The 24506-nt window shown below is 69.4% G+C and carries 19 protein-coding genes and 1 pseudogene; 14 read left to right on the forward strand and 6 right to left on the reverse strand.

The window, feature by feature from the left end; translation table 11 throughout:
• The 6 genes from AC07NS_RS19190 to hflX all read left to right on the forward strand — a co-directional run bounded on the left by AC07NS_RS19190 (position 1) and on the right by hflX (position 7745).
• Complete coding sequence (locus AC07NS_RS19190) at positions 1–1422, forward strand: sigma 54-interacting transcriptional regulator (protein WP_110122062.1); 1422 nt, start codon at positions 1–3, stop codon at positions 1420–1422.
• Between the two features lie 81 nt (positions 1423–1503).
• Entirely contained in the window at positions 1504–3747 is a 2244-nt protein-coding gene (locus AC07NS_RS19195; protein WP_494605817.1) for a sensor histidine kinase NtrY-like, read from the forward strand.
• On the forward strand, positions 3744–5132 hold the full coding sequence (gene ntrX / locus AC07NS_RS19200; RefSeq protein WP_494605819.1) for a nitrogen assimilation response regulator NtrX: 1389 nt from the start codon (positions 3744–3746) through the stop codon (positions 5130–5132). Before AC07NS_RS19195 ends, ntrX begins: the two co-directional genes overlap by 4 nt.
• An 8-nt stretch (positions 5133–5140) precedes the next feature.
• Positions 5141–6004 carry a D-amino-acid transaminase gene (locus AC07NS_RS19205; RefSeq protein ID WP_494605821.1) on the forward strand — a complete coding sequence of 288 codons (864 nt, stop codon included), beginning with the start codon at positions 5141–5143 and terminating at the stop codon, positions 6002–6004.
• Positions 6005–6130: 126 nt separating this feature from the next.
• Positions 6131–6379 (forward strand): RNA chaperone Hfq, encoded by a 249-nt coding sequence (gene hfq, locus AC07NS_RS19210; protein WP_058348899.1) that lies wholly within the window; start codon positions 6131–6133, stop codon positions 6377–6379.
• A gap of 13 nt (positions 6380–6392) precedes the next feature.
• Positions 6393–7745 (forward strand): GTPase HflX, encoded by a 1353-nt coding sequence (hflX, locus tag AC07NS_RS19215; protein WP_494605823.1) that lies wholly within the window; start codon positions 6393–6395, stop codon positions 7743–7745.
• A gap of 57 nt (positions 7746–7802) precedes the next feature.
• Here hflX and AC07NS_RS19220 read toward each other — a convergent pair.
• The 5 genes and pseudogenes from AC07NS_RS19220 to AC07NS_RS19240 all read right to left on the reverse strand — a co-directional run.
• Positions 7803–7874 (reverse strand): annotated as a pseudogene (locus AC07NS_RS19220) (hypothetical protein); the annotation flags it as partial.
• Between the two features lie 16 nt (positions 7875–7890).
• Positions 7891–8727 carry a nucleoside triphosphate pyrophosphohydrolase gene (gene mazG, locus AC07NS_RS19225; RefSeq protein WP_494605825.1) on the reverse strand — a complete coding sequence of 279 codons (837 nt, stop codon included), beginning with the start codon at positions 8725–8727 and terminating at the stop codon, positions 7891–7893.
• A complete protein-coding gene (locus AC07NS_RS19230; protein ID WP_494605827.1) occupies positions 8681–10084 on the reverse strand; it encodes an MFS transporter in 1404 nt (467 codons plus the stop codon). Before AC07NS_RS19230 ends, mazG begins: the two co-directional genes overlap by 47 nt.
• A 43-nt stretch (positions 10085–10127) precedes the next feature.
• The gene (gene nhaA, locus AC07NS_RS19235) at positions 10128–11285 is read right to left on the reverse strand and encodes a Na+/H+ antiporter NhaA (RefSeq protein WP_494605829.1); all 1158 of its coding nucleotides are present in this window, start codon (positions 11283–11285) and stop codon (positions 10128–10130) included.
• A gap of 71 nt (positions 11286–11356) precedes the next feature.
• A complete protein-coding gene (locus AC07NS_RS19240) occupies positions 11357–12817 on the reverse strand; it encodes a cobyric acid synthase (RefSeq protein ID WP_494605830.1) in 1461 nt (486 codons plus the stop codon).
• A gap of 107 nt (positions 12818–12924) precedes the next feature.
• Here AC07NS_RS19240 and AC07NS_RS19245 point away from each other — a divergent pair, with 107 nt between their 5' ends.
• The 3 genes from AC07NS_RS19245 to mfd are packed head-to-tail and all read left to right on the forward strand — an operon-like array spanning position 12925 to position 17455.
• Positions 12925–13602 (forward strand): lysozyme inhibitor LprI family protein, encoded by a 678-nt coding sequence (locus AC07NS_RS19245; protein ID WP_494605831.1) that lies wholly within the window; start codon positions 12925–12927, stop codon positions 13600–13602.
• Positions 13603–13647: 45 nt separating this feature from the next.
• On the forward strand, positions 13648–13941 hold the full coding sequence (locus AC07NS_RS19250; RefSeq protein WP_110122052.1) for an FAD assembly factor SdhE: 294 nt from the start codon (positions 13648–13650) through the stop codon (positions 13939–13941).
• Between the two features lie 49 nt (positions 13942–13990).
• Entirely contained in the window at positions 13991–17455 is a 3465-nt protein-coding gene (gene mfd / locus AC07NS_RS19255; RefSeq protein ID WP_494605832.1) for a transcription-repair coupling factor, read from the forward strand.
• A gap of 25 nt (positions 17456–17480) precedes the next feature.
• On the opposite strand, the gene AC07NS_RS19260 is transcribed toward mfd, so the two are convergent.
• Complete coding sequence (locus AC07NS_RS19260; protein ID WP_494605833.1) at positions 17481–18101, reverse strand: hypothetical protein; 621 nt, start codon at positions 18099–18101, stop codon at positions 17481–17483.
• Positions 18102–18221: 120 nt separating this feature from the next.
• On the opposite strand from AC07NS_RS19260, the gene AC07NS_RS19265 reads away from it, so the two are divergent.
• The 5 genes from AC07NS_RS19265 to AC07NS_RS19285 all read left to right on the forward strand — a co-directional run bounded on the left by AC07NS_RS19265 (position 18222) and on the right by AC07NS_RS19285 (position 24197).
• On the forward strand, positions 18222–20543 hold the full coding sequence (locus tag AC07NS_RS19265; RefSeq protein ID WP_494605834.1) for a methyl-accepting chemotaxis protein: 2322 nt from the start codon (positions 18222–18224) through the stop codon (positions 20541–20543).
• Positions 20544–20647: 104 nt separating this feature from the next.
• Positions 20648–21145 (forward strand): GAF domain-containing protein, encoded by a 498-nt coding sequence (locus AC07NS_RS19270; protein ID WP_494605836.1) that lies wholly within the window; start codon positions 20648–20650, stop codon positions 21143–21145.
• Positions 21146–21212: 67 nt separating this feature from the next.
• On the forward strand, positions 21213–22352 hold the full coding sequence (locus tag AC07NS_RS19275; RefSeq protein WP_494605838.1) for a GNAT family N-acetyltransferase: 1140 nt from the start codon (positions 21213–21215) through the stop codon (positions 22350–22352).
• The gene (locus AC07NS_RS19280) at positions 22352–23269 is read left to right on the forward strand and encodes a glycosyltransferase family 2 protein (protein WP_494605840.1); all 918 of its coding nucleotides are present in this window, start codon (positions 22352–22354) and stop codon (positions 23267–23269) included. Before AC07NS_RS19275 ends, AC07NS_RS19280 begins: the two co-directional genes overlap by 1 nt.
• 10 nt (positions 23270–23279) lie before the next feature.
• The gene (locus tag AC07NS_RS19285; protein WP_494605842.1) at positions 23280–24197 is read left to right on the forward strand and encodes a hypothetical protein; all 918 of its coding nucleotides are present in this window, start codon (positions 23280–23282) and stop codon (positions 24195–24197) included.
• Positions 24198–24506: the final 309 nt, after the last annotated feature.

Consider the following 24506-nt stretch of genomic DNA (forward strand, 5'->3'; position numbering starts at 1 on the left):
ATGAACGCCGCCAACAAGAAGATTCTGATCGCTGACGACGACTCTTCGGTCCGTCTCGTTCTCAGCCAGGCCTTCACTCGTCTGGGTTACCAAGTCCGGGCCACCGGCAACGCCACCACGCTCTTGAAGTGGGTCAGCGACGGGGAGGGCGATCTCGTCGTCACCGACGTGATGATGCCCGACGAGAACGTGTTCGACGTGCTACCGCGCATCCGCAAGGAGCGCCCAAAGCTGCCGATCATCGTGATGAGCGCGCAGAACACCCTGCTGACCGCGGTCAACGCGGCCGACGCCGGGGCCTTCGAGTACGTCTCCAAGCCCTTCGACCTCGACGACGTCACCGCCGCCGCCCGCCGCGCCCTGTCGCGTCCGGCCGACGCCGAGGCCTCCAAGGCCCAGGCCCGCGCCATGCGCGACGAGCGCCTGCCGTTGATCGGCCGCTCGGCGCCGATGCAGGAGGTCTATCGCACCATCGCCCGCCTGGTCGGCGCGGACCTCACCGTCCTGATCCTGGGCGAAAGCGGCACCGGCAAGGAGCTGGTCGCCCGCGCCCTGCACGACCTGGGGCGCCGCCGCGACGGCAAGTTCGTGGTCCTGAACCTGGCGGCCGTGCCGCGCGAGCGGGTCGAGACCGAGCTGTTCGGCCGCGGGGAAGGCGACCTTGGCCGCCTCGTCGAAGCCGACGGCGGCACCCTGTTCCTCGACGAGATCGGCGACATGCCGCTCGACGCCCAGACCCGCCTGCTGCGCGTGATCGACGGCACCGAGCCGGTCGTGAACCCCAAGACCGGCCGTCGCCCCAATGTGCGGATCATCGCGGCCACCAACCGCGACCTGCGCGGCCTGATCCAGCAGGGTCTGTTCCGTGAAGACCTGTTCTTCCGCCTGAACGTCGCCCCCGTGCGCCTGCCGCCGCTGCGTGACCGTTCGGAGGACATCCCGGATCTGGCCCGCACCTTCCTGCTGCGCGCTAACCGCGAGGGTCTTCCCGCCAAGACCATCGACCAGAGCGCCCTCGACCGCATGAAGAGCCACTCCTGGCCGGGCAACGTGCGCGAGCTGGAGAACCTGATCCGGCGGATGTGCGCCCTCTATGCCGAGGAGCTGATCACCGCGCGCATCGTCGATCGCGAGCTGCAGGACCATTCGCCCGCGCCCCGCGCCGACGAAGGTCCGGTCACGCTGGCGGCCCTGGTCGAGCGCCACCTGGCCTCGCACTTCGCCGAACAGCCCGACGGCGTGCCGGCCGCCGGTCTCTACGACCGGGTACTGCAGGAGGTCGAGCGTCCGCTGATCCAGCTGACCCTGTCGGCCACGCGCGGCAACCAGGTGCGGGCGGCCGAAATCCTCGGCCTGAACCGCAACACGTTGCGCAAGAAGATCCAGGATCTGGGCGTCGAGATGAGCCGCGGCCGCCGCTAGGCGACCCGCGGAATTTGCGCTGACGCTTTTTCGGCACATGGGTGTTGAGTTTGGGGCACACCCCGCCCTAAACTCAACCCGATGTCGTCGATCCCGTCAGTTTCGGAATCGGAAGACCGCCCGCGCCGCTTCAGCCGGCTCTGGTGGCGTGAGCTTCTGAGGTCACGCTACGTCCTCGGCGGCGGTTACATCCTGGCGGCCATACTCACGGCCACCGGCGTGGGCCTGGCCTCGTCGCCGCCGACCACCGGCCCGATCGGACCGGCCAGCACCGTGATCCTGGTGGTGCTGGGCTTCAACCTAGCCCTCATCCTCTGCATCGCCGCCATCGTCGGCTGGCGGCTGCTCGACCTGATCGACGCCCGGTCCAGCGACGCCGGCGCGCGCCTGCACCTGCGCTTCGTCGGCCTGTTCTCCGTGGCCGCCGTCGCCCCGGCGGTGATCGTGGCCCTGTTCTTCGGGGTGCTCGTCAACCGCGGCGTCGACGGCTGGTTCAGCAAGCGGGTGACGACCGTGGTCGAGAACTCGGCCACCGTCGCGCGCTCCTACGTCTCGGAGCAGACGGCCTATATCAGCCAGCACATGGGCCCGATGGCCGGCATGTTGAACACCGCCGCACCGGCCATGGTCGAGTCGCCGGTCGCCTTCGGCCACTTCCTGAAGAACCTCGCCGACGACAACGGCTTTTCCGCCGCTTACGTGCTCGACCGCGACGGCCGCATCCTCGCAAGGGCGGAAGCCGAGAACGCCCCGCCGTTCCTGGCCCCGCCGCCCTCCAGCTTCCGCTGGACAGACACCGGCGAGATCACCTCGCAGCGCTTCGTGTCCGAAGACCTGTTCCGCGCGCTCTACAAGCTCAAGGGCTTCGAGGACGGCTATCTCTACATCGCCCGGCCGATCGACAAGGGCATCCTCGCCCACCTGATCGAGTCCGAGGAGTCGCTGATCTCCTATCGCGACGCCGCCGAGAACCGGGCGCGCATCCAGGCGATCTTCGGCCTCAGCTACGCCGAGACCGCGCTGCTGGTGCTGGTCGCCGCCGTCTGGGTCGGCATCGCCGCCGCCAACTCGATCGCCGCCCCGGTCTCGGGCCTCGTCCAGGCGGCCGGCCGCGTCTCGGCCGGCGATCTGGACGCCCGGGTCGATGTCGAGCTCGGTCCCGAGGAAATCCGGGCCCTGTCCAACGCCTTCAACATGATGACAGCCGATCTTCAGGCCCAGCAGGCCGCTCTGAAGGCCGCCAGCCTCGACGCCGAGTCGCGCCGCCAGTTCATCGAGACCGTGCTGTCGGGCGTCAGCGCCGGGGTCATCAGCCTGGACGGCGCTGGCCGGATCTCGGCCTTGAACCGCCGCGCCGGCGCCCTGCTGGCGCTCGACGACGAGGCCGTGGGCCAGGACCTCGTCGAGGCCGCCCCCGAGTTCGCCGAGGTGCTGGAAGAAATCAGCCAGGGCCGGCCCAACGCCGAGGTCGAGATCGACGTCGTGCGCGGCGGCGAGACCCTGCGCCTGCGCGTGCGCGCCGCCGGCCACGCCGCCGAGGGCCAGGTGCTGACCTTCGACGACGTCACCCGCCTGATGGCCGCCCAGCGCAACGCCGCCTGGAAGGACGTCGCCCGCCGCATCGCCCACGAGATCAAGAACCCGCTGACCCCGATCCAGCTGTCGGCCGAGCGCATCCGCCGCAAGTACCGCAAGGACATCACGGGCGATCTCGAGACCTTCGACCGCTGCACCGACACCATCATCCGCCAGGTCGGCGACATCGGCCGGATGGTCGACGAGTTCTCGGCCTTCGCCCGCATGCCCGCGCCGCGCTTCGCGCCGGCCGACGTGGCCGAGCTGCTGCGGGCCGGGGTCTTCGCCCAGCGGGTGGTCGACGCCGACACCGACGTGGTCATCGACGAGCCGGGCGGGGCGGTCTGGGTCAATTGCGACGCCCGCATGATCGGCCAGGCCCTGACCAACATCCTCAAGAACGCCGGCGAGGCCGTGGGCGCGCGACGCCACGCGGCGCCCGAGCCGCGCGGCCATATCGACGCGACCCTGGTCTCCGACGACGAGAACCTGTGCATCGTCGTCGAGGACAACGGCGTCGGCCTGCCGGCCAAGGATCGCGACCGGCTGGCCGAACCCTATGTGACCACCCGCGAGAAGGGCACGGGCCTAGGCCTGGCCATCGTCAAGCGGATCATGGAGGACCACGGCGGCGAGCTGGTCCTCACCGACGCGCACGGCCACGCCGGCGCGCGCGTCGTCCTGAAGTTCCCGGCGTCGGCGCGGCTCTCGTCCGCGCCATCCGTTCACGGCGTAGAGGAGATGACATGAGCGCCGACGTGCTGGTGGTCGACGATGAAGTCGACATCCGCGATCTGGTGGCCGGGATCCTGGAGGACGAAGGCTACGCCGTTCGCACGGCCGCCGATTCCGATCAGGCCCTGGCGGCCATCCGCGCCCGCAAGCCGGCCCTGCTGATCCTCGACATCTGGATGCAGGGCGGCGGCATGGACGGTCTCGAGCTGCTCGACATGATCAAGACGCTCGACGCCGACCTGCCGGTGATCATGATCTCCGGCCACGGCAATATCGAGACCGCCGTCAGCGCCATCAAGCGCGGCGCCTACGAGTTCCTGGAGAAGCCGTTCAAGTCCGACCGGCTGCTGCTGGTCGTCGAGCGGGCCCTGGAGGCGGCCAACCTCAAGCGCGAGAACCGCCGCCTGCGGGCCCAGAGCTTCGCCTCCGACGGCCTGATGGGCAAGTCGCAGGCCGCCCAGGCCCTGCGCCAGATGATCGCCAAGGTCGCGCCGGCCAACAGCCGGGTGCTGGTCGCCGGCCCGCCGGGGTCGGGCAAGGAGCTGGTCGCCCGCCTGATCCACAGCGCCAGCGCCCGCACCAAGGCCGAGTTCGTCGCCGTCAGCTCCGCCGGCATGGCTCCCGAGCGTCTCGACGTCGAGTTGTTTGGCGAGGAAGGCGAGGGCGGTCGTCCGCGCAAGATCGGCGTCTTCGAACGCGCCCACGGCGGCACCCTCTATCTCGACGAAGTGGCCGACATGCCGCGCGAGACCCAGAGCCGCATCCTGCGGGTGCTGGTCGAGCAGCGCTTCCGCCGCGTCGGCGGCGACAGCGACGTGCAGGTCGATGTGCGCGTGATCTCGTCCACCTCGCGCGACCTGCGCGAGGAGATCGCCGCCGGGCGGTTCCGCGAGGACCTGTTCCACCGCCTCAACGTCGTGCCCGTGCGCGTGCCCGGCCTCGCCGAGCGGCGCGAGGACATCCCCGAACTGATCAGCTATTTCGTCGAGCGGATCTCCGAGGCCACCGGCATGCAGCGCCGTCGTCTGGGCGAGGACGCCCTGGCCACGCTTCAGGTCCAGGCGTGGCCCGGCAACGTCCGTCAGCTGCGCAACAACGTCGAGCGGATGCTGATCCTGGCGGCCGGTGAGCCTGGCGACCTGATCACCGCCGACATGCTGAACGCGGCCGACCAGCCCTCCAGCGGCGGTTCGGGCGCGATCGGCGCCGAGCGGATCATCGCCCTGCCGCTGCGCGAGGCCCGCGAGCTGTTCGAGCGCGAATATCTCAACGCCCAGATCCTGCGGTTCGGCGGCAACATCTCGCGTACGGCCAACTTCATCGGCATGGAGCGCTCGGCCCTGCACCGCAAGCTGAAGTCCCTGGGCGTGGCCGGCGGCCGCGGCGAGGAAGAAGAGTAAGGACCCCGATGTCGCGTTTCGCTTACGTCAACGGCCGTTTCGTGCGCCACGGCCAGGCCGCCGTGCACATCGAGGACCGCGGCTACCAGCTGGCCGACGGCGTCTATGAGGTCTGGGCGGTGTTCGACGGCAAGCTGGCCGACGCCGCCGGCCACTTCGCCCGCCTGTGGCGCAGCCTCGACGAGCTGCGCATCGCCCATCCGATGAGCGAGGCGGCGCTGACCATCGTGCTGCGCGAGGCCATCCGCCGCAACCAGGTGCGCGAGGGCCTCGTCTATCTGCAGGTGACCCGCGGCGTCGCCAAGCGCGACCACGCTTTCCCCAATCCGGAAGTGCCGCCGGCCGTGGTGATCACCGCCCGTTCGGTCGATCGCGCCGCCGCCGAGGCCAAGGCCGCCAAGGGTTCCGGCGTCGTCACCGTGCCCGAGAACCGCTGGGGCCGCTGCGACATCAAGACTATCGGCCTTCTGCCCAACGCCCTGGCCAAGCAGGCCGCCCGCGAGCGCGGCGCCATCGAGGCCTGGTTCGTCGACGATCTGGGCCTGGTCACCGAAGGCGCCTCGTCCAACGCCTGGATCGTCGACGCCGAGGGCCGCCTGCGCACCCGCGACACCCAGGCCAACATCCTGCGCGGCGTCACCCGCCTGACCCTGCTGGACGTCATCGCCGAGGCGGGCCTGCCGGTCGAGGAGCGGCCGTTCACCGTGGAAGAGGCCAAGACCGCCCGGGAAGCCTTCATCACCGGGGCCGGCAGCCTGGTCACCCCCATCGTCAGCATCGACGGCGACAAGATCGGGGATGGAACGGTCGGACCGGTGGCGAGCCGGCTGCGGCGCGCCTATATCGAGCGCGCGAAGGCGGGAGCGATCTAAGGTTCGTCGCCGCCAAGCGTGCATTTTTCGCCGAAGGCCATGTCCAACGGCGAAAAATGCTCTAGCATGAACTTGTTTGTGTGGAGGGCGTGTTGCCCTCCGAAATCAACGAGAGGGGAATCCCCAATGTCCGCCGACAAGAAACAAAACCTTCAGGACACCTTCCTGAACAGCGTGCGCAAGTCCAAGACGCCGCTCACCATCTTCCTGGTCAACGGCGTCAAGCTGCAGGGCGTGGTCAGCTGGTTCGACAACTTCTGCGTCCTGCTGCGCCGCGACGGCCAGTCGCAACTGGTCTACAAGCACGCCATCTCGACGATCATGCCGGCTCAGCCCGTTCAGCTGTACGAGCCGAGCGCCGATCAAGACGACTAAGTCCAAGGCTCTTTTGTCAAAATCCACATCTAAGTCCCCCGATGGACTTATCGATCACGCCGACCCGATCCTTAAGGCGTTCGTGATCCACCCGGTGCGGCCTGCTCGTGGGCAGGCCGCTCTCGAGGCGCGCGATCCCAAGGCGCGTCTCGAAGAGGCCGTCGGCCTCGCCGTAGCCCTCGATCTCGACGTCGTCGAAACGGCCATCGCGCCGTTGCGCACCGTCACGCCCGCCACCCTGTTCGGCAGCGGCAAGATCGCCGAATTCAAGGCGATCTGCGAGGTCGAGCACATCGACGTCGCCGTGTTCGACGACCAGCTCACCCCCGTCCAGCAGCGCAATCTCGAACGCGGCCTGGGGGTCAAGGTCGTCGACCGTACGGGCCTGATCCTCGAGATCTTCGCCCGTCGCGCCCGCACGCGTGAAGGCAAGCTGCAGGTCGAACTGGCGCGGCTCGACTATGAGCGCTCGCGCCTCGTGCGCACCTGGACCCACCTGGAACGCCAGCGCGGCGGCACCGGAAACACCGGCGGCCCCGGCGAAACCCAGATCGAACTCGACCGGCGCCTGATCGCCGGCACGATCGGCAAGCTCAAGCGCGAGCTGGAGGAAGTGCGGCGCACCCGCACCCTGCACCGCAGCGCCCGCAAGAAGGTCCCGTACCCGACCGTGGCGCTGGTGGGCTACACCAACGCCGGCAAGTCGACCCTGTTCAACCGCCTGACCAACGCCGAGGTCGTGGCCCAGGACATGCTGTTCGCCACGCTCGACCCGACCCTGCGGACGGTCAAGCTGCCCGACGGCCGCCCGGCCATCCTGTCCGACACCGTCGGCTTCATCTCCGACCTGCCGCACGAGCTGGTCGAGGCTTTCCGCGCCACCCTCGAGGAGGTGCAGGAGGCCGACGTGGTCCTGCACGTCCGCGACGTCGCCAATCCCGACACCGACGCCCAGGCCCGCGACGTCCAGTCCGTGCTGAACGAGCTGAAGGTCACGGCCGACGAGGGCAAGACCGTCGTCGAGGTCTGGAACAAGATCGACCTGGTCGATGGCGAGGAACGCGAGATCCTCGAAGGCCGCGCCAAGCGCTCCGACGCCTCGGCGGTCTCGGCCGTCACCGGCGAAGGCTGCGCCGAACTGCTCAAGCGGGTCGGCGGCCTGATCGACGACACCCCGCCCATCGCCCTGCGCCTGTCGCCGGCCGACGGCGAGGCCCTGGCCTGGATCTACCGTAACGGCCGCGTGGTCGAGCGCGACGATCGCGAGGACGGCGAAGTCCACCTGGTGGCCCGCATGGACCCCCAGGCGCTGGGCCGCTTCGAGCGGCAGTTTCCGGGCGTCTGGGTGATGCCGATCGGGGAGTGATTTCACTCCCCCTCGACCCTATAAAAGTTCGTCATCCCGGAAAGCCCGCAGGGCTTATCCGGGACCCAGGGGCCGACGCGTCGCGGCTGCTCCTGGGTCCCGGCTCTGCGCTTCGCTCCGGCCGGGATGACGATCTTTTTGGGCGTTAGTTGCCGTTCTTCTCCGCCGCCTTCGCCGCGTCCCACAGCGCATCCATCTCCGCCAGGTCCGACTGATCCGGCGTGCGCCCGTCCTTGGCCAGTTCGGCCTCGATGAAGGCGAAGCGCCGGGCGAACTTGGCGTTGGTGGCGCGCAGGGCGTCCTCGGGCTCGACATCCAGCTTGCGGGCCAGGTTGGCGCAGACGAACAGGATGTCGCCCAGCTCCTCGCGGGCCTTGACCTGGTCGCCGGCGTCGATCTCGACCTGCAGTTCGGCCACTTCCTCGGCCAGCTTGGCCAGCACCTCGTCGGTCGAGGGCCAGTCGAAGCCGACGCGGGCGGCGCGCTTGGTCAGCTTCACCGCGCGGGTCAGGGCGGGCAGGCCGGCCGGCACGTCGTCGAGCACGCCGCCCTTCTTCTTGGCCTTGCGTTCCTGCGCCTTCAGCTCTTCCCAGCCGGCCTTCTGGTCGGCCAGATCGTCATAGGCGTGGTCGCCGAACACATGCGGATGCCGGCGGATCATCTTGTCGGAGATCGACTGGGCCACGCCCGCCAGGTCGAACGCGCCCTGTTCCTCGGCCATCCTTGAGTGGAACACCACCTGCAGCAGCAGGTCGCCCAGCTCTTCCCGCAGGTCCGACAGATCGTTCCGCTCGATGGCGTCGGCGACCTCGTAGGCCTCCTCGACCGTGTAGGGGGCGATGGTCGCGAAGGTCTGCTCCACGTCCCACGGGCAGCCGTGGTCGGGGTCGCGCAGGCGGGCCATGATCTCCACCAGGGTGAAGAGCGGATGCTCCTCACTCTGCTGCAGAGGACGCGGGGCTGGGGTCGGGGCGGCGGTCATGCGGGCTCGTGTCTGCGGCGGTGGCGGCCTCGGCGGCGTCGCGCGCGTCCAGTTGGGCGCGGATCTCGGCGTGGCGTCTGGCGTCCAGCGGATAGCGCACGATGATCAGGCAGACCAGCACCCCGAGCGCCGCCGGCACGACGGTGTACAGCGCCACCAGGGCCGCGTCGCCCTGGGCGCTGGGGACCTTGGGGTCGAAGCCGAGCTTCTCCAGCACCAGGAAGACGCCGATCGCCAGGGCGAAGCCCAGCTTCACCGTGCCGTTGACGACGGCGTAGAGCAGACCCGTGCGGTCGACGCCGGTGTTCAGCCGTTCCTCGTCGCCGATGTCCGCCATCATCGAGCGCACCAGCAGCGGCGCGGCCGAATAGGGCAGGCCGGCCAGCACCAGCACCGCCACGCCGAACAGGTTCATGCCCGGGGGCGTCAGGATCGCGGCCATCTGGAAGACGGCGTACATGATCCCGGCGATGGCCAGGGCGGTGTGCTTGCCCAGAGTCTTGGCCAGCCAGGGCCACAGCGGCGCGCCGGCCAGGGCGGCGACGAAATAGATCAGCAGCAGGATCCCTGCCTGATCCTTCGGGATGCCCTTGATCCGTTCGAAGAAGAAGAAGAACAGCGCCCCGCCGATGCCCGGCGCCAGGCCCATCAGCAGGTCGGCCGCCAGCAGCTTCTGCACGCTCGGGCGCTTGAGTAGGCCCAGATACTGCTTGAGGCCCGCCTCGTGACGCTGGGGCGGGGCGGCCGGCTCGCCGACCACGGCGCTGGCCACCAGCGCCGTCAGCGGCGTCAGCACGATGATGAACCAGCCCATGGCCGCGATGCCGGCGGCGTGGTCGCCCTTGAAGGCGAAGGCCACCAGCGGCGGCAGCAACAGCACCAGGATCATGCCGATCACGTTCCCGGCGCTCCAGAAGCCGTAGATCCGCGAGCGCTGCTGATAGTCGCCGGAGAGCACCGCCCCCCAGGCCGTCTGCGCCAGCACCGCCATGGAGTAGCCCACATAGACCACGATCAGCCACGACCACAGGAAGATCGGCCCGATCCCGGGCTTGGCCATGAACAGCGCGTAGGAGGCCGCCATCAGCAGCGGAGCGCTGGCGATCAGCCAGGGCCGGAAGCGGCCCCAGCGGGTGCGCGTGCGGTCCATCAGGCCGCCGAGGATCGGGTCCAGGATGATGTCGGCCAGCCGCACCAGCAGGAAGGCGGTCCCGACGACCGACAGCGAAAGGCCAAGCTCGCTGACGTAGTATTCCGGAAGATAGACCACCAGCGGCAGGCCCAGGCCCGCCAGCGGCAGGGTGGGCGAGGCATAGGCCGCCAGGACGGCGTTCGATCGTCGTGGCGCGGCGCTCATGCTTCCTCCCCGGCGCATTACGCAGCGCCTCACTGAACGGCGATCAGACGCTGCGTCGAGGCGTCTGGCAAGCGAGGGTGAAGATCAGCCAGGCTAGCAGGGCCGAGGCCAGCGAGCCGGCCAGCACGCCGATCTTGGTCTTCTCGCGCAGCAGTTCGGCGTCGAAGGCCAGGTTGTTGATGAACAGGCTCATGGTGAAGCCCACCCCGCACAGCGCCGCCACGCCGTAGAGCTGGCCCCAGTTCACCCCCGACGGCTTGCGCGCCAGCCCCAGCCCGATGGCGGCGGCGCTGAAGGCGAAGACGCCGGCCTGCTTGCCCAGGAACAGGCCCAGCGCCGCGCCCAGCGTCGCCGGCGCGGTCAGGGCCGAGGCGGAAAGGCCGCCCAGGGCCACGCCCGCATTGGCGAAGCCGAAGATCGGCACGATCAGGTAGGCGACCCACGGATTGAGCCCGTGCTCCAGCCGGTGCAGCGGCGACTTGGCTTGGTCGGGCGACAGCGGAATGGTCATGGCCAGCAGCACGCCGGCCAGCGTCGCGTGGATCCCCGACTTCAGGAACAGCACCCAGAGCACGGCCCCCAGCAGTAGATAGGGCCACAGCATCGTCACCTTCAGCCGGTTCAGCGCGATGAGAGCGGCCAGCACGACCGCCGCCCCGCCCAGCGCCCACAGCGTCAGGTGGTCGGTGTAGAAGAGGGCGATGATCACGATGGCGCCCAGGTCGTCGATGATCGCCAGGGCCGCCAGGAAGATCTTCAGCGCGCCCGGCACGCGTGGTCCCAGCAGCGACAGCACCCCCAAGGCGAAAGCGATGTCGGTCGCCGCCGGGATCGCCCAGCCGGCTCGAACCTGCGGCGCGTCGCGGGCGATCAGCAGATAGACCAGGGCCGGGACGATCATCCCGCCCAGGGCCGCGAAGCCGGGCAGGGCGCGGCGGGGCCAGGTCGAGAGCTCGCCGTCGACGACCTCGCGCTTGATCTCCAGCCCCACCAGCAGGAAGAACACCGCCATCAGCCCGTCATTGATCCAATGCTCGATGGACAGCGGTCCGAGATAGGCGTGCAGGGCGTGGAAATAGCCGTCCGCCAGCGGTGAGTTGGCGACGACCAGCGCCGCGGCCGCCGCGATCATCAGCAGCACCCCGCCGGCGGCTTCGCTGCGCAGGAAGTCGCGCAGGGAGGAGATCGGGCGGCGCGACATGGCGGCTCCTGGTCGGGATTCGTCGCCGGCAGTCTGGCCGCCGGCGAAGGGCGCGGCCAGGAAAACCGGTTTCAGGGCAGCCCGGCGATGCGGGCGATGGTGGCGATGTCCAGCGACCGGTCCAGGATTTCGGCGATCTCGTCGAGCGCCGCATCGACCCGCGCCGACTGATCATGGCCGTCGGCCGTCACGCCGAGCGGGGCGAGCAGGGCGGCGCGCGCCGAGGCCTTGTCGAACAGGCCATGCACGTAGCCGCCGGAAAGCCGGCCATCAGCCGACACGGCGCCGTCCGGGCCGTGGCCATCGATGGTAAGCAGCGGTCGCGCGGTTCCAGGACCGGTCGTTCGGCCGACATGGATCTCGTAGCCCTCGAAGGCCGCGCCGTCGGCCAGGTGTCCGGCGACCGGTCGCACCGTCTTGTCTCCGGCCAGAACGGTCTCGACGTCCAGCAGGCCAAGCCCCGCCGCCGACCCCGGCGCGCCCTCGACCCCGTCAGGATCGCTCACCGTCCGGCCCAGCATCTGGTAGCCGCCGCAGACGCCCAGCACCCGGCCGCCGCGCCGGGCATGCGCGAGGATGTCGACGTCCCAGCCGTTGGCGCGCAGGAAGGCCAGGTCCGCCAGCGTCGCCTTGGTGCCCGGCAGGATCACCAGGTCCGCATCAGCCGGCAGAACGCCGCCAGGCGGCAGGAACTGAAGCTCGATCGCCGGATCGTTCCGCAAAGGATCGAAGTCGTCGAAATTGGCGATCCGCGACAGCATCGGCACGACCACCTTGGCGCGGCGGCCTTCGGCAGGGGCGGCGGCGCGCTCCAGCACCACGGCGTCCTCAGCCGGCAGGAACCGCACCGGCGGCAGCCACGGGACCATGCCTAGGTCCGGCCATCCCGTCCGTTTGACGACCTCGGCCCGCCCGTCGTCGAACAGCGCCGGATCGCCCCGGAACTTGTTGATGATGAAGCCCTTGATCCGCGCCCGGTCGGCGTCGTCGAGGACCAGGTGCGCCCCGGCCAGGGCCGCGATCACGTGCCCCCGATCGATGTCGCCGACCAGGGCCACGGGCGCGTCGGCGGCGTGGGCGAAACCCATGTTGGCGATGTCGCCGGCTCTGAGGTTGGTCTCCGCCGGACTGCCCGCGCCCTCGATCAAAACGAGGTCGGCTTCGGCGGCTAGGCGGCGATAGCTGTGCAGCGTCGTGGCCAGCAGGTCGGGCTTCAGCCCCTGGAACGCCCGGGCCTTGTAGTTTCCGACCACGCGGCCCTGCACCACCACCTGCGCGCCCACATCGCTCTGGGGTTTGAGCAGCACCGGGTTCATGTGAACGCTGGCCGGTGTCCGACAGGCTATCGCCTGCAAGGCCTGGGCCCGCCCGATCTCGCCGCCGTCGGCGGTGACGGCCGCGTTGTTTGACATGTTCTGCGGCTTGAACGGCCGCACCACTAGGCCGCGATTGGCGAACAGCCGGCACAACCCGGCCACCAGCGTGGATTTGCCGACGTCGGAACCGCAGCCCTGGATCATCAATACCGCCATGGGTCTCCGTCGCGGTCCAATCGCTCCTGCGGACGCGTCGAGGATTGCCGTCGGCGCGGATCCGATGCTCTACTCAAGCTTGCGTCGCCGCCCGCTGGAAGAGCCCGTTGAAGCGATATCTGTTCCTGGCCCTGGCCATAGCCGCGTTTGCCGCCGTTGTCCCGCGGCCGGCCGCCGCCGTCGTTCCGACCAGCTGCCATGACCGCTATTTGGCCGGGCGCGCGATACCCAAGCAGGTCGAGGCGTGGGTCTGCGCCGATCCGGCCTTGGCCGCTCTGGAACGCGCCGCCTTCAAGACTTTCGTCGACCAGCGCCGCGTCGCGGAATGGGAGTCTATCGGAAGCGAGGACGACCTGCGGCTGGAACTGGAGAAGTGCCAGCAGGCGGCGTGCGTACGACGGGCCTACCAGGGGCGGCTCGACGAGATCGTCTCGATCGAGCCCTTTCCGCTCTCGCACGGTCGAAATCTGCGGTTCCGGGACCACGATCTTCGGGCGGACATCTGGAGCCGGGATCTGGGAGACGGCTGGCGAGTCTTCAAATTCAGCATCATCCAGGGCTATCCCCCGGAACCGACGCCGCAGGACTGGGCGGGGCAGGGCGTCTTCGAGGGCGCCGAGATGTTCGTCGCCAAGATGATCGACGGCCGGACCCGATATCGGCGCGCGGACGGCGGCGGCTTCGACATCCAGATCCGTCGGGACGGCTCATGGAAGGTCGATCAACTCGGCGATTGCGCCTGCGCCATAGGCCGACCGCTGAACTACACTGGCGTCTATCGCTGACCATAGCTGGCGCAAGACGGCGGCGCGCTCTATATCGGCGGCCGCATGACCATCGATCACGACGCCCGCCTTCGGCGGCTGAAGTTCCGGGCCTGGCATCGCGGCTTCCGTGAAGCGGACCTCATTCTGGGGCCGTTCGCGGATACGCTTGGCCCGACCCTGACCCCCGACCAGCTCGACGTGCTGGAAACCCTGCTCGAACAGTCCGATCGCGAGATCTACGCCTGGATCGTCGGCCAGGAGGCCACGCCCGAGGCCTTCGAGACCGAGATCATGGCCATGATCCGCAAGTTCCGCTTCGAGGCCCACACCTCGCGGCCTGTCGGCGACGGCGCCTGAACCCTTTGCATCTCGGCGGGTTGTTCCTCGCCCATACTTGAAGAGCAGCATGGCCTACGACGCCAAACAGATCGCCAAGGCCGCCGGCGGCCTGACCCTGGCCGGCGCGCCCGAGGGCTTCGACGCCCTGGCGATGGCCGACATCGCCCGCGCGCGCGGCGGCCTGACCGTGTTCGTGGCCCGCGACACCGCCCGGGCCAGCGCCTTCATCGACGCCCTGAAGTTCTTCGCCCCCGAGATCGAGGCGGTGCTGCTGCCTTCTTGGGACTGCCTGCCCTATGACCGCATCGGCCCCTCGGCCGGGGTCGCCGCCACCCGCATGTGCACCCTGCATCGCCTGGCCAACGGCCTGGGCGAGGGCAAGGCCGCCATGCTGGTCGTCGCCGCGCCCGCGCTCCTGCAGCGCGTGCCGACGAAAGAGGTGCTGCTCCGCGCCAGCTACGGCGCCAAGGTCGGCCAGTCGGTCGATATCAAGGACCTGGAGCGCTATTTCGCCGTCAACGGCTATGTCCGCGCCTCCACCGTCTCCGAGCGTGGCGAATTCGCCATCCGCGGCGGCGTCATCGACGTCTATCCGCCAGCCGCCGAGGAGCCCGTGCGCCTGGATCTGTTCGGCGACACCCTGGAGAGCATCCGCGCCTTCGATCCGGAGACCCAGCGCTCGACCAAGCAGCTGAAGTCGATCGAGCTCTTGCCGGTCAGCGAGGCCCTGCTCGACGCCGACGCCATCTCGCGCTTCCGGGGTTCCTATGTGCGCCTGTTCGGCGCGCCCGGTGACGATGCGCTCTACGCCGCGGTCAGCGACGGCGGTCGCCGCGCCGGCATGGAGCACTGGCTGCCGCTGTTCTACGAGCGGATGGCGACGATCTTCGACTACCTGCCGGCCGGAACCCTGATCGGCGTCGATCACCAGACGGCCGAGGCCCGCGACGAGCGCCTGGCGATGATCGCCGACGCCTACGACGCCCGCGCCGCCGCCGACCGCAAGTCGGCCTACCGCCCGCTGGAGCCGCACGCCCTCTACTTGACCGCCAAGGAGTGGGACGAGGCGGTCGCCGACCGTCCGCACCGCCAGTTCACGCCGTTCCAGCCTCAGGGGCTCGACGTCGTCGACATGGGCGCCAAGCATGGCCGGACCTTCGCCGCCGAGCGCGCCCAGGACAGCGTCAACCTTTTCGAGGCCACCGCCGACCACGCCAAGAAACTGGCCGGGGAGGGAAAACGCGTTCTCTTCGCCTCGTGGTCCGAAGGCTCGTCCGAGCGCCTCGGGACCATGCTGGCCGACCACGGCCTCAAGAAGATCCCCTATGCCGGCTACTGGCAGGCGGCCAAGGCCAACGATCCGAAGGTTCCCCAGCGCGTCGTCCTGCCGCTCGACGCCGGCTTCGAGACCGACAGCCTGGCTGTCATCTCCGAGACCGACATCCTCGGCGATCGCCTGGCCCGTCCGCGCAAGAAGCGCCGCGCCGCCAACTTCCTCGCCGAAGCCAGCGCCCTGACCCCCGGCGATCTCGTCGTCCACATCGACCACGGCATCGGCCGCTATGAGGGCCTCAAGACCCTCGACGTGCAGGGCGCGCCGCACGACTGCCTCGACCTGATGTACGGCGGCGAGGCCAAGCTCTACCTGCCGGTCGAGAACATCGACCTGCTCACCCGCTACGGCGCCGACGGCGAGAACGTCCAGCTGGACAAGCTGGGCGGCGCGGCCTGGCAGGGCCGCAAGGCCAAGGCGAAGGAGCGCCTGCGGGTCATGGCCGAGGGCCTGATCCAGATCGCCGCCGCCCGCTCGCTGAAGTCGGTGGAAGAGACCGATCCGCCGTCCGGCGTGTTCGACGAGTTCTGCGCCCGCTTCCCCTACGAAGAGACGGACGACCAGCTCAACGCCATCCACGACGTGCTGGAAGACCTGGCCTCAGGCAAGCCGATGGACCGCCTGATCTGCGGCGACGTCGGCTTCGGCAAGACCGAGGTCGCCCTGCGCGCCGCCTTCGTGGTGGCCATGAGCGGCAAGCAGGTGGCGATCGTCTGTCCGACGACGCTGCTGGCCCGCCAGCACTACAAGACCTTCAAGGAGCGCTTCCAGGGCTGGCCGATCAAGGTCACCCGCCTGTCGCGCCTGGTCACCGGCAAGGAAGCCGCCGACACCCGCGAGGGCCTGGCCAACGGCCAGCTGGAGATCGTGGTCGGCACCCACGCCGTGCTCAGCAAGCAGGTGGCGTTCAAGGACCTGGGCCTGGTCATCGTCGACGAGGAGCAGCACTTCGGGGTCAAGCACAAGGAGAAGCTCAAGGAGCTTCGCGCCGACGTGCATATGCTGACCCTGACTGCGACGCCGATCCCTCGAACCCTCCAAATGGCGCTCAGCGGCATCCGGGAGATGTCGATCATCGCCACCCCGCCGGTCGATCGCCTGGCGGTGCGCACCTACATCACGCCCTTCGACGCCGTCACCGTGCGCGAGGCCCTGCTGCGCGAGAAGTATCGCGGCGGCCAGGCCTATTACGTCGTGCCGCGCCTGAAGGACCTGGAGGACATCGAGAAGTTCCTCCGCACCCAGGTGCCGGAGATCAAGTACGTCGTCGGTCACGGCCAGATGAGCGCCACCCAGCTCGAGGAGGTGATGACCGCCTTCTACGAGGGCCAGTACGACGTGCTTTTGGCCACGACGATCGTCGAGAGCGGGCTCGACATTCCCTCGGCCAACACCCTGGTCGTGCACCGCGCCGACATGTTCGGCCTGGCCCAGCTCTACCAGATCCGCGGACGCGTCGGCCGCTCCAAGGCCCGCGCCTACGCCTATCTGACCACGCCCGCCGAGAAGCAGATCACCCTGTCGGCCGAGAAGCGCCTGAAGGTCCTGCAGTCGCTCGACAGCTTGGGCGCCGGCTTCCAGCTGGCCAGCCACGACCTCGACATCCGCGGCGGCGGCAACCTGCTCGGCGACGAGCAGAGCGGCCACATCAAGGAGATCGGCGTCGAGCTCTATCAGCAGATGCTGGAAGACGCCGTGGCGGCCCTGCGCGAGCGCCAGGGCGCCGAGGCCCTGCTGGAGGACCGCGCCTGGTCGCCGCAGATCAACACCGGCGCGGCCGTGATGATCCCCGACGACTACGTGCCCGACCTCAACGTGCGCCTGTCGCTCTATCGCCGTCTGTCGGAAGCCGAAAAGGCCGCCGACCGCGAGGCCCTGGCCGCCGAGATGATCGACCGCTTCGGCCCGCTGCCGCCCGAGACCGACTCCCTGCTGAAGGTCGTCGGCATCAAGGGCATGTGCCGCGAAGCCAATGTCGCCAAGATCGACGTCGGCCCCAAGGGCGCGGTGCTCAGCTTCCGCAACGACGAGTTCGCCAATCCGCTGCCCCTCATGCAGTTCATCGGCAAAAACAACCTGATCTGGAAGGCGCGTCCCGACCAGAAGGTCGTCGTGAAGGGCGAGTGGGATACGCCGGCCCAACGGCTGGATGCGGCCGAGAAGATCCTGGTCCAGCTGGTCAAGCTGGCGAAGGGGTAGGGAAGGCGAGGCGGTTTCGGCCGCCTCATATTCCCAGCAGGCTGACCGGCTCGACTTCGGCCACGCCGTCGAACCACGCCGCCAGGGTCTCGAACAGCCGCGCCGCTTCGAGATAGCGCAGCGGGTTGTCGACGAACGCCTGCCGGATTTCCTCGACCGAGTATTCGCCGGAGCGGAATACCTTTGGCGCACAGGCCGCCAGTCGGCGCGGGGTCAGTCGCCGACCGGGAGGCATGGCGGCGGCGAACCGCAAGCGACGCAGGCGGGATGCTTCAAGGCGCAACGCGGCGGTGAAGGCCGTCCTGGCCTCCACGGGAATGACGTTGGCGCCCCAGCGAACATAGGGCGGCATGGCGGGCCAGGCGGCGCCCAACAACGGAAAGACCAGATCGAACCCGTCCTCGCGCAGCACCAGGCTGTCGCCGATGGGATCGGGCCAGCGGCCGACCGCGAACTGGTAGCTGGTTCCTCTGGCGAAACCGAAGTGTCGCCTGACGCTCAGGTCCAGCCGAACAGGCCCCTTCCAATCGGGCCTCTGCGTGCCGTCGTAGCGATGGCGGCGTCGCCATTCGAGGCGGTCGCGAAATCCAAACATGCTGGCGCTGCGCGGCTGAGGCGCGAGTTGTGGGAAGCCCTGAAGTTGCACGCGGCCGCATCGACCGCAAGCCTTGCAGGCGCCAGATTGTCGCAGGTTAATCTCAGTTAAAGCGCCGTTAGGAATCGACCGCCACAACCAAGCTAAGGGCTCGGGCTGTGGAGATTCTCGATGAAGGCGTTCGGTCGGCTGACCATCGCGTGGAAGCTGGTGACGGTGGCGGGTCTGGCCATCGGCCTTCTGCTGATCGCCGCCGCCGTGGCGGTGTCGATGCACACCTTCGGCATCGTGGCGGGGCTGACGCACCGCTACGCCGACGCCGTGGCCGACGACGCCATCGAGCAGATCCGCACCGAGATCGGCCGGGTCGAGGCCACCTCGCGCTCGACCGCCGGTTCGATCGCCGCCGCCCACCAGGCCGGCCTGCGCGACCGCAAGACCTATATCGAGATGCTGCGCCCCCAGGCCGACGCCACGCCGATCGTCATGGGCAGCTGGTTCATGGCCGCGCCCAACGCCCTGGACGGCCGCGACGCCGAGTTCGCCGGCCAGACCGACATGGGCGCCAATCCCGACGGCAGCTTCACCCCGTACTGGGTGCACGCAGACGGCAAGGTGGTGTTCCAGCCCCTCAACGAGGGCAACGAATACAGCCAGCCCTACTACACGATCCCGCGCGACACCCATAAGGCCGCGCTGCTGGAGCCCTATCCCTACACCGTCGCCGGCAAGACCGAGCTGATGACCTCGGTGGTCTATCCGTCGATGGTCGGCGGCCAGTTTCTCGGCGCGACCGGCGTCGACCTGTCGCTGGATGGCGTCTCCAAGCGCCTGGAGCAGTTGAAGCCCCTGGGCGGCGGCCGCGTGATGCTGCTGTCGGCGGCCGGCAAATGGGTGGCTCACCCCGAGGCCGACAAGCTGACCACGTCCTATGCCGACGAAGGCGCCGACAAGGTCAAGGCCGTGCTCGGCGGCGGCAAGGCGGCGCTGTTCGGCGGCGTCAAGGTCGGCGACGAGGACATGGAGCGCCTGGTCAGCCCGATCGCCATTCCCGAGCTGAACACCACCTGGGCCCTGGTCATGGACGTGCCGCGTTCGGCCATTACCGGCCCGGCCGACCGCTTGGCCATGATCCTGCTGATCGGCGGTCTGGTCATCACCGGCGCCGTGCTTCTGGCCCTGTTCCTGGCCAGCGCCACCCTGGTCCGCAAGCCGCTGTCGGGCCTGACCCAGTCGGTCGACGCCCTCAGCGCCGGCCGCTACGACCAGCCGGTGCCCGGCGTGACCGGCGGCGACGAGATCGGCGCCATCGCCCGCGCTCTCGACGGCTTCCGCCACGATCTGGCCGACGGCCAGCGCCGCCGCGCCGAGCAGGAGGCCGAACGCGCCGCCGCCGAGATCGAGCGCCAGCGACACGCCGAAGAGGCCGAGGCCTTCGCCAAGGCCCAGGCCGCCGCCGTCGCCACCCTGGGCGAAGGCATGGAGAAACTGGCCGACGGCGACCTGATCTGGCGCATGCGCGAGGACGGCTTCGCCGGCGACGCCCGCAAGATGCCGCGCGACTTCAACGCCGCCGTCGAAAGCCTGCAGCAGACCATGGCCGGCATCCTGTCGGCCGCCCAGAGTATCCGCACCGGCTGCGCCGAGATCAGCCATGCCTCCGACGACCTGGCCCAGCGCACCGAGCGCCAGGCCGCCGGCCTGGAACAGACCGCCGCCGCCCTCGACCAGATCACCGCCACGGTGAAGAAGAGCTCGGACGGCGCCGAGCGCGCCCGCCAGCTGACCGAGAGCGCCAAGGCCAACGCCGAGAAGAGCGGCAAGGTCGTCACCGAGGCCGTCCAGGCCATGGGCGGCATCGAGAAGTCGTCGCAGTCGATCACCCAGATCATCGGCGTCATCGACGAGATCGCCTTCCAGACCAACCTCCTGGCCCTCAACGCCGGCGTCGAGGCCGCGCGGGCCGGCGAGGCGGGACGTGGTTTCGCGGTTGTCGCCCAGGAAGTGCGGGCCCTGGCCCAGCGCTCGGCCGACGCCGCCAAGGAGATCAAGGGCCTGATCCGCGCCTCCACCGACGAGGTCGGCAAGGGCGTGCGCCTGGTCGGCGAGACCGGCGAGACCCTGCAGCAGATCATGGAGCAGGTCTCCGAGATCAACGCCCTGGTCGGCGAGATCGCCTCGTCCGCCAAGGAGCAGGCCATCGGCCTGGCGGAGGTCAACACCGCCGTCAACCAGATGGACCAGGTCACCCAGCAGAACGCGGCCATGGTCGAGCAGTCGACCGCCGCCAGCCACGCCCTGTCCAGCGAGGCCGCCGAGCTCGAACGCCTGATCGGTCGCTTCCAGGTCGGCGCCGAGGTCCGCGAATTGCGGGCGCCCCCGCGCCAGCCGGCCGCCCCGCGCCGCGAGGCCTTCCGCGAACGCTACGTCCACGGCGCCAACGCCCTGAAGGTGGCCCCGCAGTCGCGCCCGGGCGACTGGGAGGAGTTCTAGGAACTGTGCCATTCCGGGCCTTGCCCGAAACGGCACGCTGAAGCTTGGGGAAAACGCCGTGCGCGGGGGCTCGCTTCCGCGCACGTTCGCGCTATATCCGGGCCATGGCTGAAGCTTTCAACGACAAGACCCTCTCCGCCGACAAGGCCGCCCGCTACGCCGAGGTGGCCGACGAGATCGCCTCGGTGCTCGACGGCGAAGGCAACGTGACGGCCCGCATGGCCACCGTGGCCTCGATGCTGGCCAACAGCTTCGACCACTACTTCTGGACCGGCTTCTACGTCGTCGATCCGGCCAAGCAGCGCGAGTTGGTCGTCGGCCCCTACCAGGGCACGCTGGGCTGCCTGCGCATCGCCTTCGGTCGCGGGGTCTGCGGCGCGGCCGCCGAGACCGGCCAGACCCAGCTGGTCGCCGACGTCCACGCCTTCCCGGGCCACATCGCCTGCGACGCCCGCTCGGCCAGCGAGATCGTCGTGCCGGTGTTCGACGGACAAGGTCGCCTGCTGGCGGTGTTCGACGTCGATTCCGACCGTCCGGCCGCCTTCGACGAAACCGACCAGGCCTGGCTCGAGCGCATCCTGGCCGCGACCTTCGTATCCTGAGGTTGGCCCCAGGGTTGCAGAATTGTTTCCATCATTCCTTAGCCGAGCCGGATTAGGACAGGTGGACATGCTGCAAGTCGAGACCCTGCACCCCACTGATCTGGCCCAGGCGGACGTGGCCCTGTGGCGAGCCTTCGCCGCGGCCGATCCGGCCCTGGCCAGCCCGCTCCTGGGTCCGGACTTCACCCTGGCCGTGGGGCGGGTGCGCGAGGATGCGCGGGTGGCGGTGATCCGTCGCGAGGGCGAGACGATCGGCTTCCTGCCCCACCATCGCCGTCCCGGCGGCATGGCCCGGCCGATCGGCGCGCCGCTGTCGGACTATCACGGCCTGGTCGCCAAGCCCGGTGTCGAGATCGATGCGGCCCAGGTGCTGCGCGCCGCCGACCTGGCCGTGTTCCGCTACACGGGCCTCGTCGATCCTGCCCACGCCTTCGCCGCCGAGCCGACGACGGCGGCCTACGTCATCGACATCGAGGACGACGTCGACGCCTATCTGGAGGCCGTCCGCTCGGGCAGCCCCAAGAAGATCAAGAACTACCGCCGCCTGGACAACAAGCTCGAGCGCGAGATGGGGCAGGTGGTGCTGAAGGCCGCCGACCACTCCCAGGAGTCGTTCGACCAGCTGATCGCCTGGAAGCGCGAGCAGATCGAGCGCACCGGCGTGCACGACTTCCTGCGTCCGCAATGGACCCGAGACCTGTTCCAGACCCTGTTCGAGACCCGCGAGGGCGACTTCCGGGGCCTGATGATCAACCTCTACGCCGGCGGCCAGCTGGTGGCCGGCCACTTCGGGGTGCGCCAGGGCGCGACCTACCATCCGTGGATCGCCTCGACCAATCCGGCCTTCGCCGCCTGGTCGCCGGGCCAGATCTTCTTCCCCCGGGCCATCGCCGCCATGCCGGCGGTGGGCCTGTCGCGCTACGACCTTGGTCCCGGCTCGGACCACTACAAGCACTCCTACGGCCTGACCCAGACCCTGATCGCCGACGGCGCGGTCACCTCGGCCAGCATGGCCGGCCGCGTCGCCCACTCGGTGGAGGGCGTCTGGGCCCTGGCCGGCGCCAACGGCCAGGGACCGGTTGCGCGCCTGCGCCGGCGCATGGACATCATCGCCAGCACCGAGCTTACGATGGGCGGTCGGGTGAAGGGGCTGGTCGACGCCGTCGCCTCCCAGGGCCGCCGCCGCAACGCGACGATGGAGGTCTGATGGCGCGCGTGACGATCATGATCCCGACCCAGCGTCGGCCCGGCGGCCTCACCGTCGCGGCCCGCTCGGTCCTGGCCCAGGCCGGGGTGGATCACGCCGAGCTCGAGCTCGTGATCGTCGACAACGACCAGACGCCCTCGGCCCAACCGGTCGCCGAGGCCCTGGCCGCGCAGGCGCCGTTCCCCGTCCACTACGTGCACGAACCCCGCGCCGGCGTCGCCAACGCCCGCAACGCCGGCATGGCCAAGGCTTCGGGCGAGTTCATCGCCTTCCTCGACGACGACGAGGAGGCCCCGGCCGGCTGGCTGGCGGCCCTGCTGGCGGCCCAGGCGCGTTACGCCGCCGACGTCGTCTTCGGACCCGTCCGCGGCCGCGCCCCGGAAGGCGCCGCCCATCGCGACTATCTGGAGCGGTTCTTCTCGCGCCTCGGCCCGGATCAGGCCGGCGTCATCGATCACTATTACGGCTGCGGCGACAGCCTGCTGAAGCGCTCGAGCCTGCCCGATCCCGTCGCGCCCTTCGCCGTCGAGCGCAACCATATCGGCGGCGAGGACGACATGCTGTTCGGCCACATGCAGGCGGCCGGCGCCGTCTTCGCCTGGGAGCCGGCCGCGTGGGTCTGGGAAGACCCGCTGCCCGAGCGCCTGACCCTCGACTACACGATCCGCCGCGCCTTCGCTTACGGGCAGGGGCCCTCGGCCCACTGCGCGGCCGCCGTACCGCCCGACCGGGCGGGCGTGGCCCGCTGGATGGTGGTCGGCGTCGTCCAGGCCGCTCTGTTCGGGGCCGTGGCCGGCTTCAAGTGGCTGACCCGCGCCGGCGACCGGGCCGAATGGCTCGACCGCGCCGCCCGGGGCCTCGGCAAGACCCTGTGGTGGGGCCCCTTCAAGATCCACTTCTACGGACACTCGGCGTGAGGCTGGCGTCATGACCATCATCCACGACTGGACCCCCGAAAAGGCCAAGGCCTTCGGCCGCGAGAACCTCGTCTTCAAGCACGGCCTGCACGAGCGGCCGATGTTCGACGACGAAGGCCTGGCGCGCCTGCTCGACCGCTATCCGCGCGAGCTGCTCGGCGTCTTCACCATGGGCGAGGACCCCAAGGCCTGGACTACCTGGCGCAAGGGCTCGGCCGGAAACCTGTCGGGCGACCAGCTGCTGGAGGCCGCCAAGGCCGGCCGCATCTGGCTGAACCTGCGCCACACCAACGACCACGTTCCCGAATACGCCGCCCTCTGCGACGAGATCTTCGCCGAGAAGGAAAGGGAGGTCCCGGGCCTCAAGACCTTCAAGCGCGATCTGGGCATGCTGATCAGCAGCGCCAACGCCCAGGTCTTCTACCACCTCGACGTGCCGCTGGTGTCGCTGTGGCAGATCCGCGGCGTCAAGAAGGTCTGGGTCTATCCGGTCGCCGATCCTTACGTCGGCGAACTGGCCCTCGAGAAGATCGTGCTGCGCGAAACCGCCGAGCAGTTCGCTTTCGAGCCCGCGTGGGACGCCGGCGCCCAGGCCGTCGAGCTGACGCCCGGCTCCATGGTCACCTGGAAGCAGAACGCCCCGCACCGGATCGAGAACGGCCCGATGCTGAACGTCTCGATCTCGATCGAATTCATGACCCCCCCGGCCCTGATGCGCGCCAACGTCATCTACGCCAACGGCGTGCTGCGCCGCCGGCTGGGCGCCAGTCCCAAGGTCCAGGCGGGCTTTGGTCCCACGGCCCTGGGCAAGCTGGCCATCGCCCGCGGCGCCAAGGCCCTGAACCTGCAGACCCCGCATGTGCGCCACCTGCCGGTGACCTTCGGCCTCGACGCCGCCCGGCCCGGCGTGCTGGTCGAGCACGCCTAGCCGCGGCCCCAGGCCCGACGCTCCGACACAGCCCGCGCGCGATCCGATCGCGCTCTCGTTCGGCGGACCGTCGTGCGACGGGCCCAATCGACTCCTCCTCGAGTTGAGGCTGGCGTCGACTGCTCGTCGGCGCCGCAATCCTGATCATCGCGCTGCAAAAAATCATGGCGGGCGCCATGCAAAGGGGCGCCGACGCGCCTGAAGCCCCCGTTACGATCCGATGACGGCGGGAGCTATTGCGCAAGTTGCAAGCCTGACGAACTGTTTCATTGGCGACATTCTTCGAATGTATCGCCCGACTTTTATTAT

Source organism: Caulobacter sp. GW821-FHT10A10, from assembly GCF_059415745.1.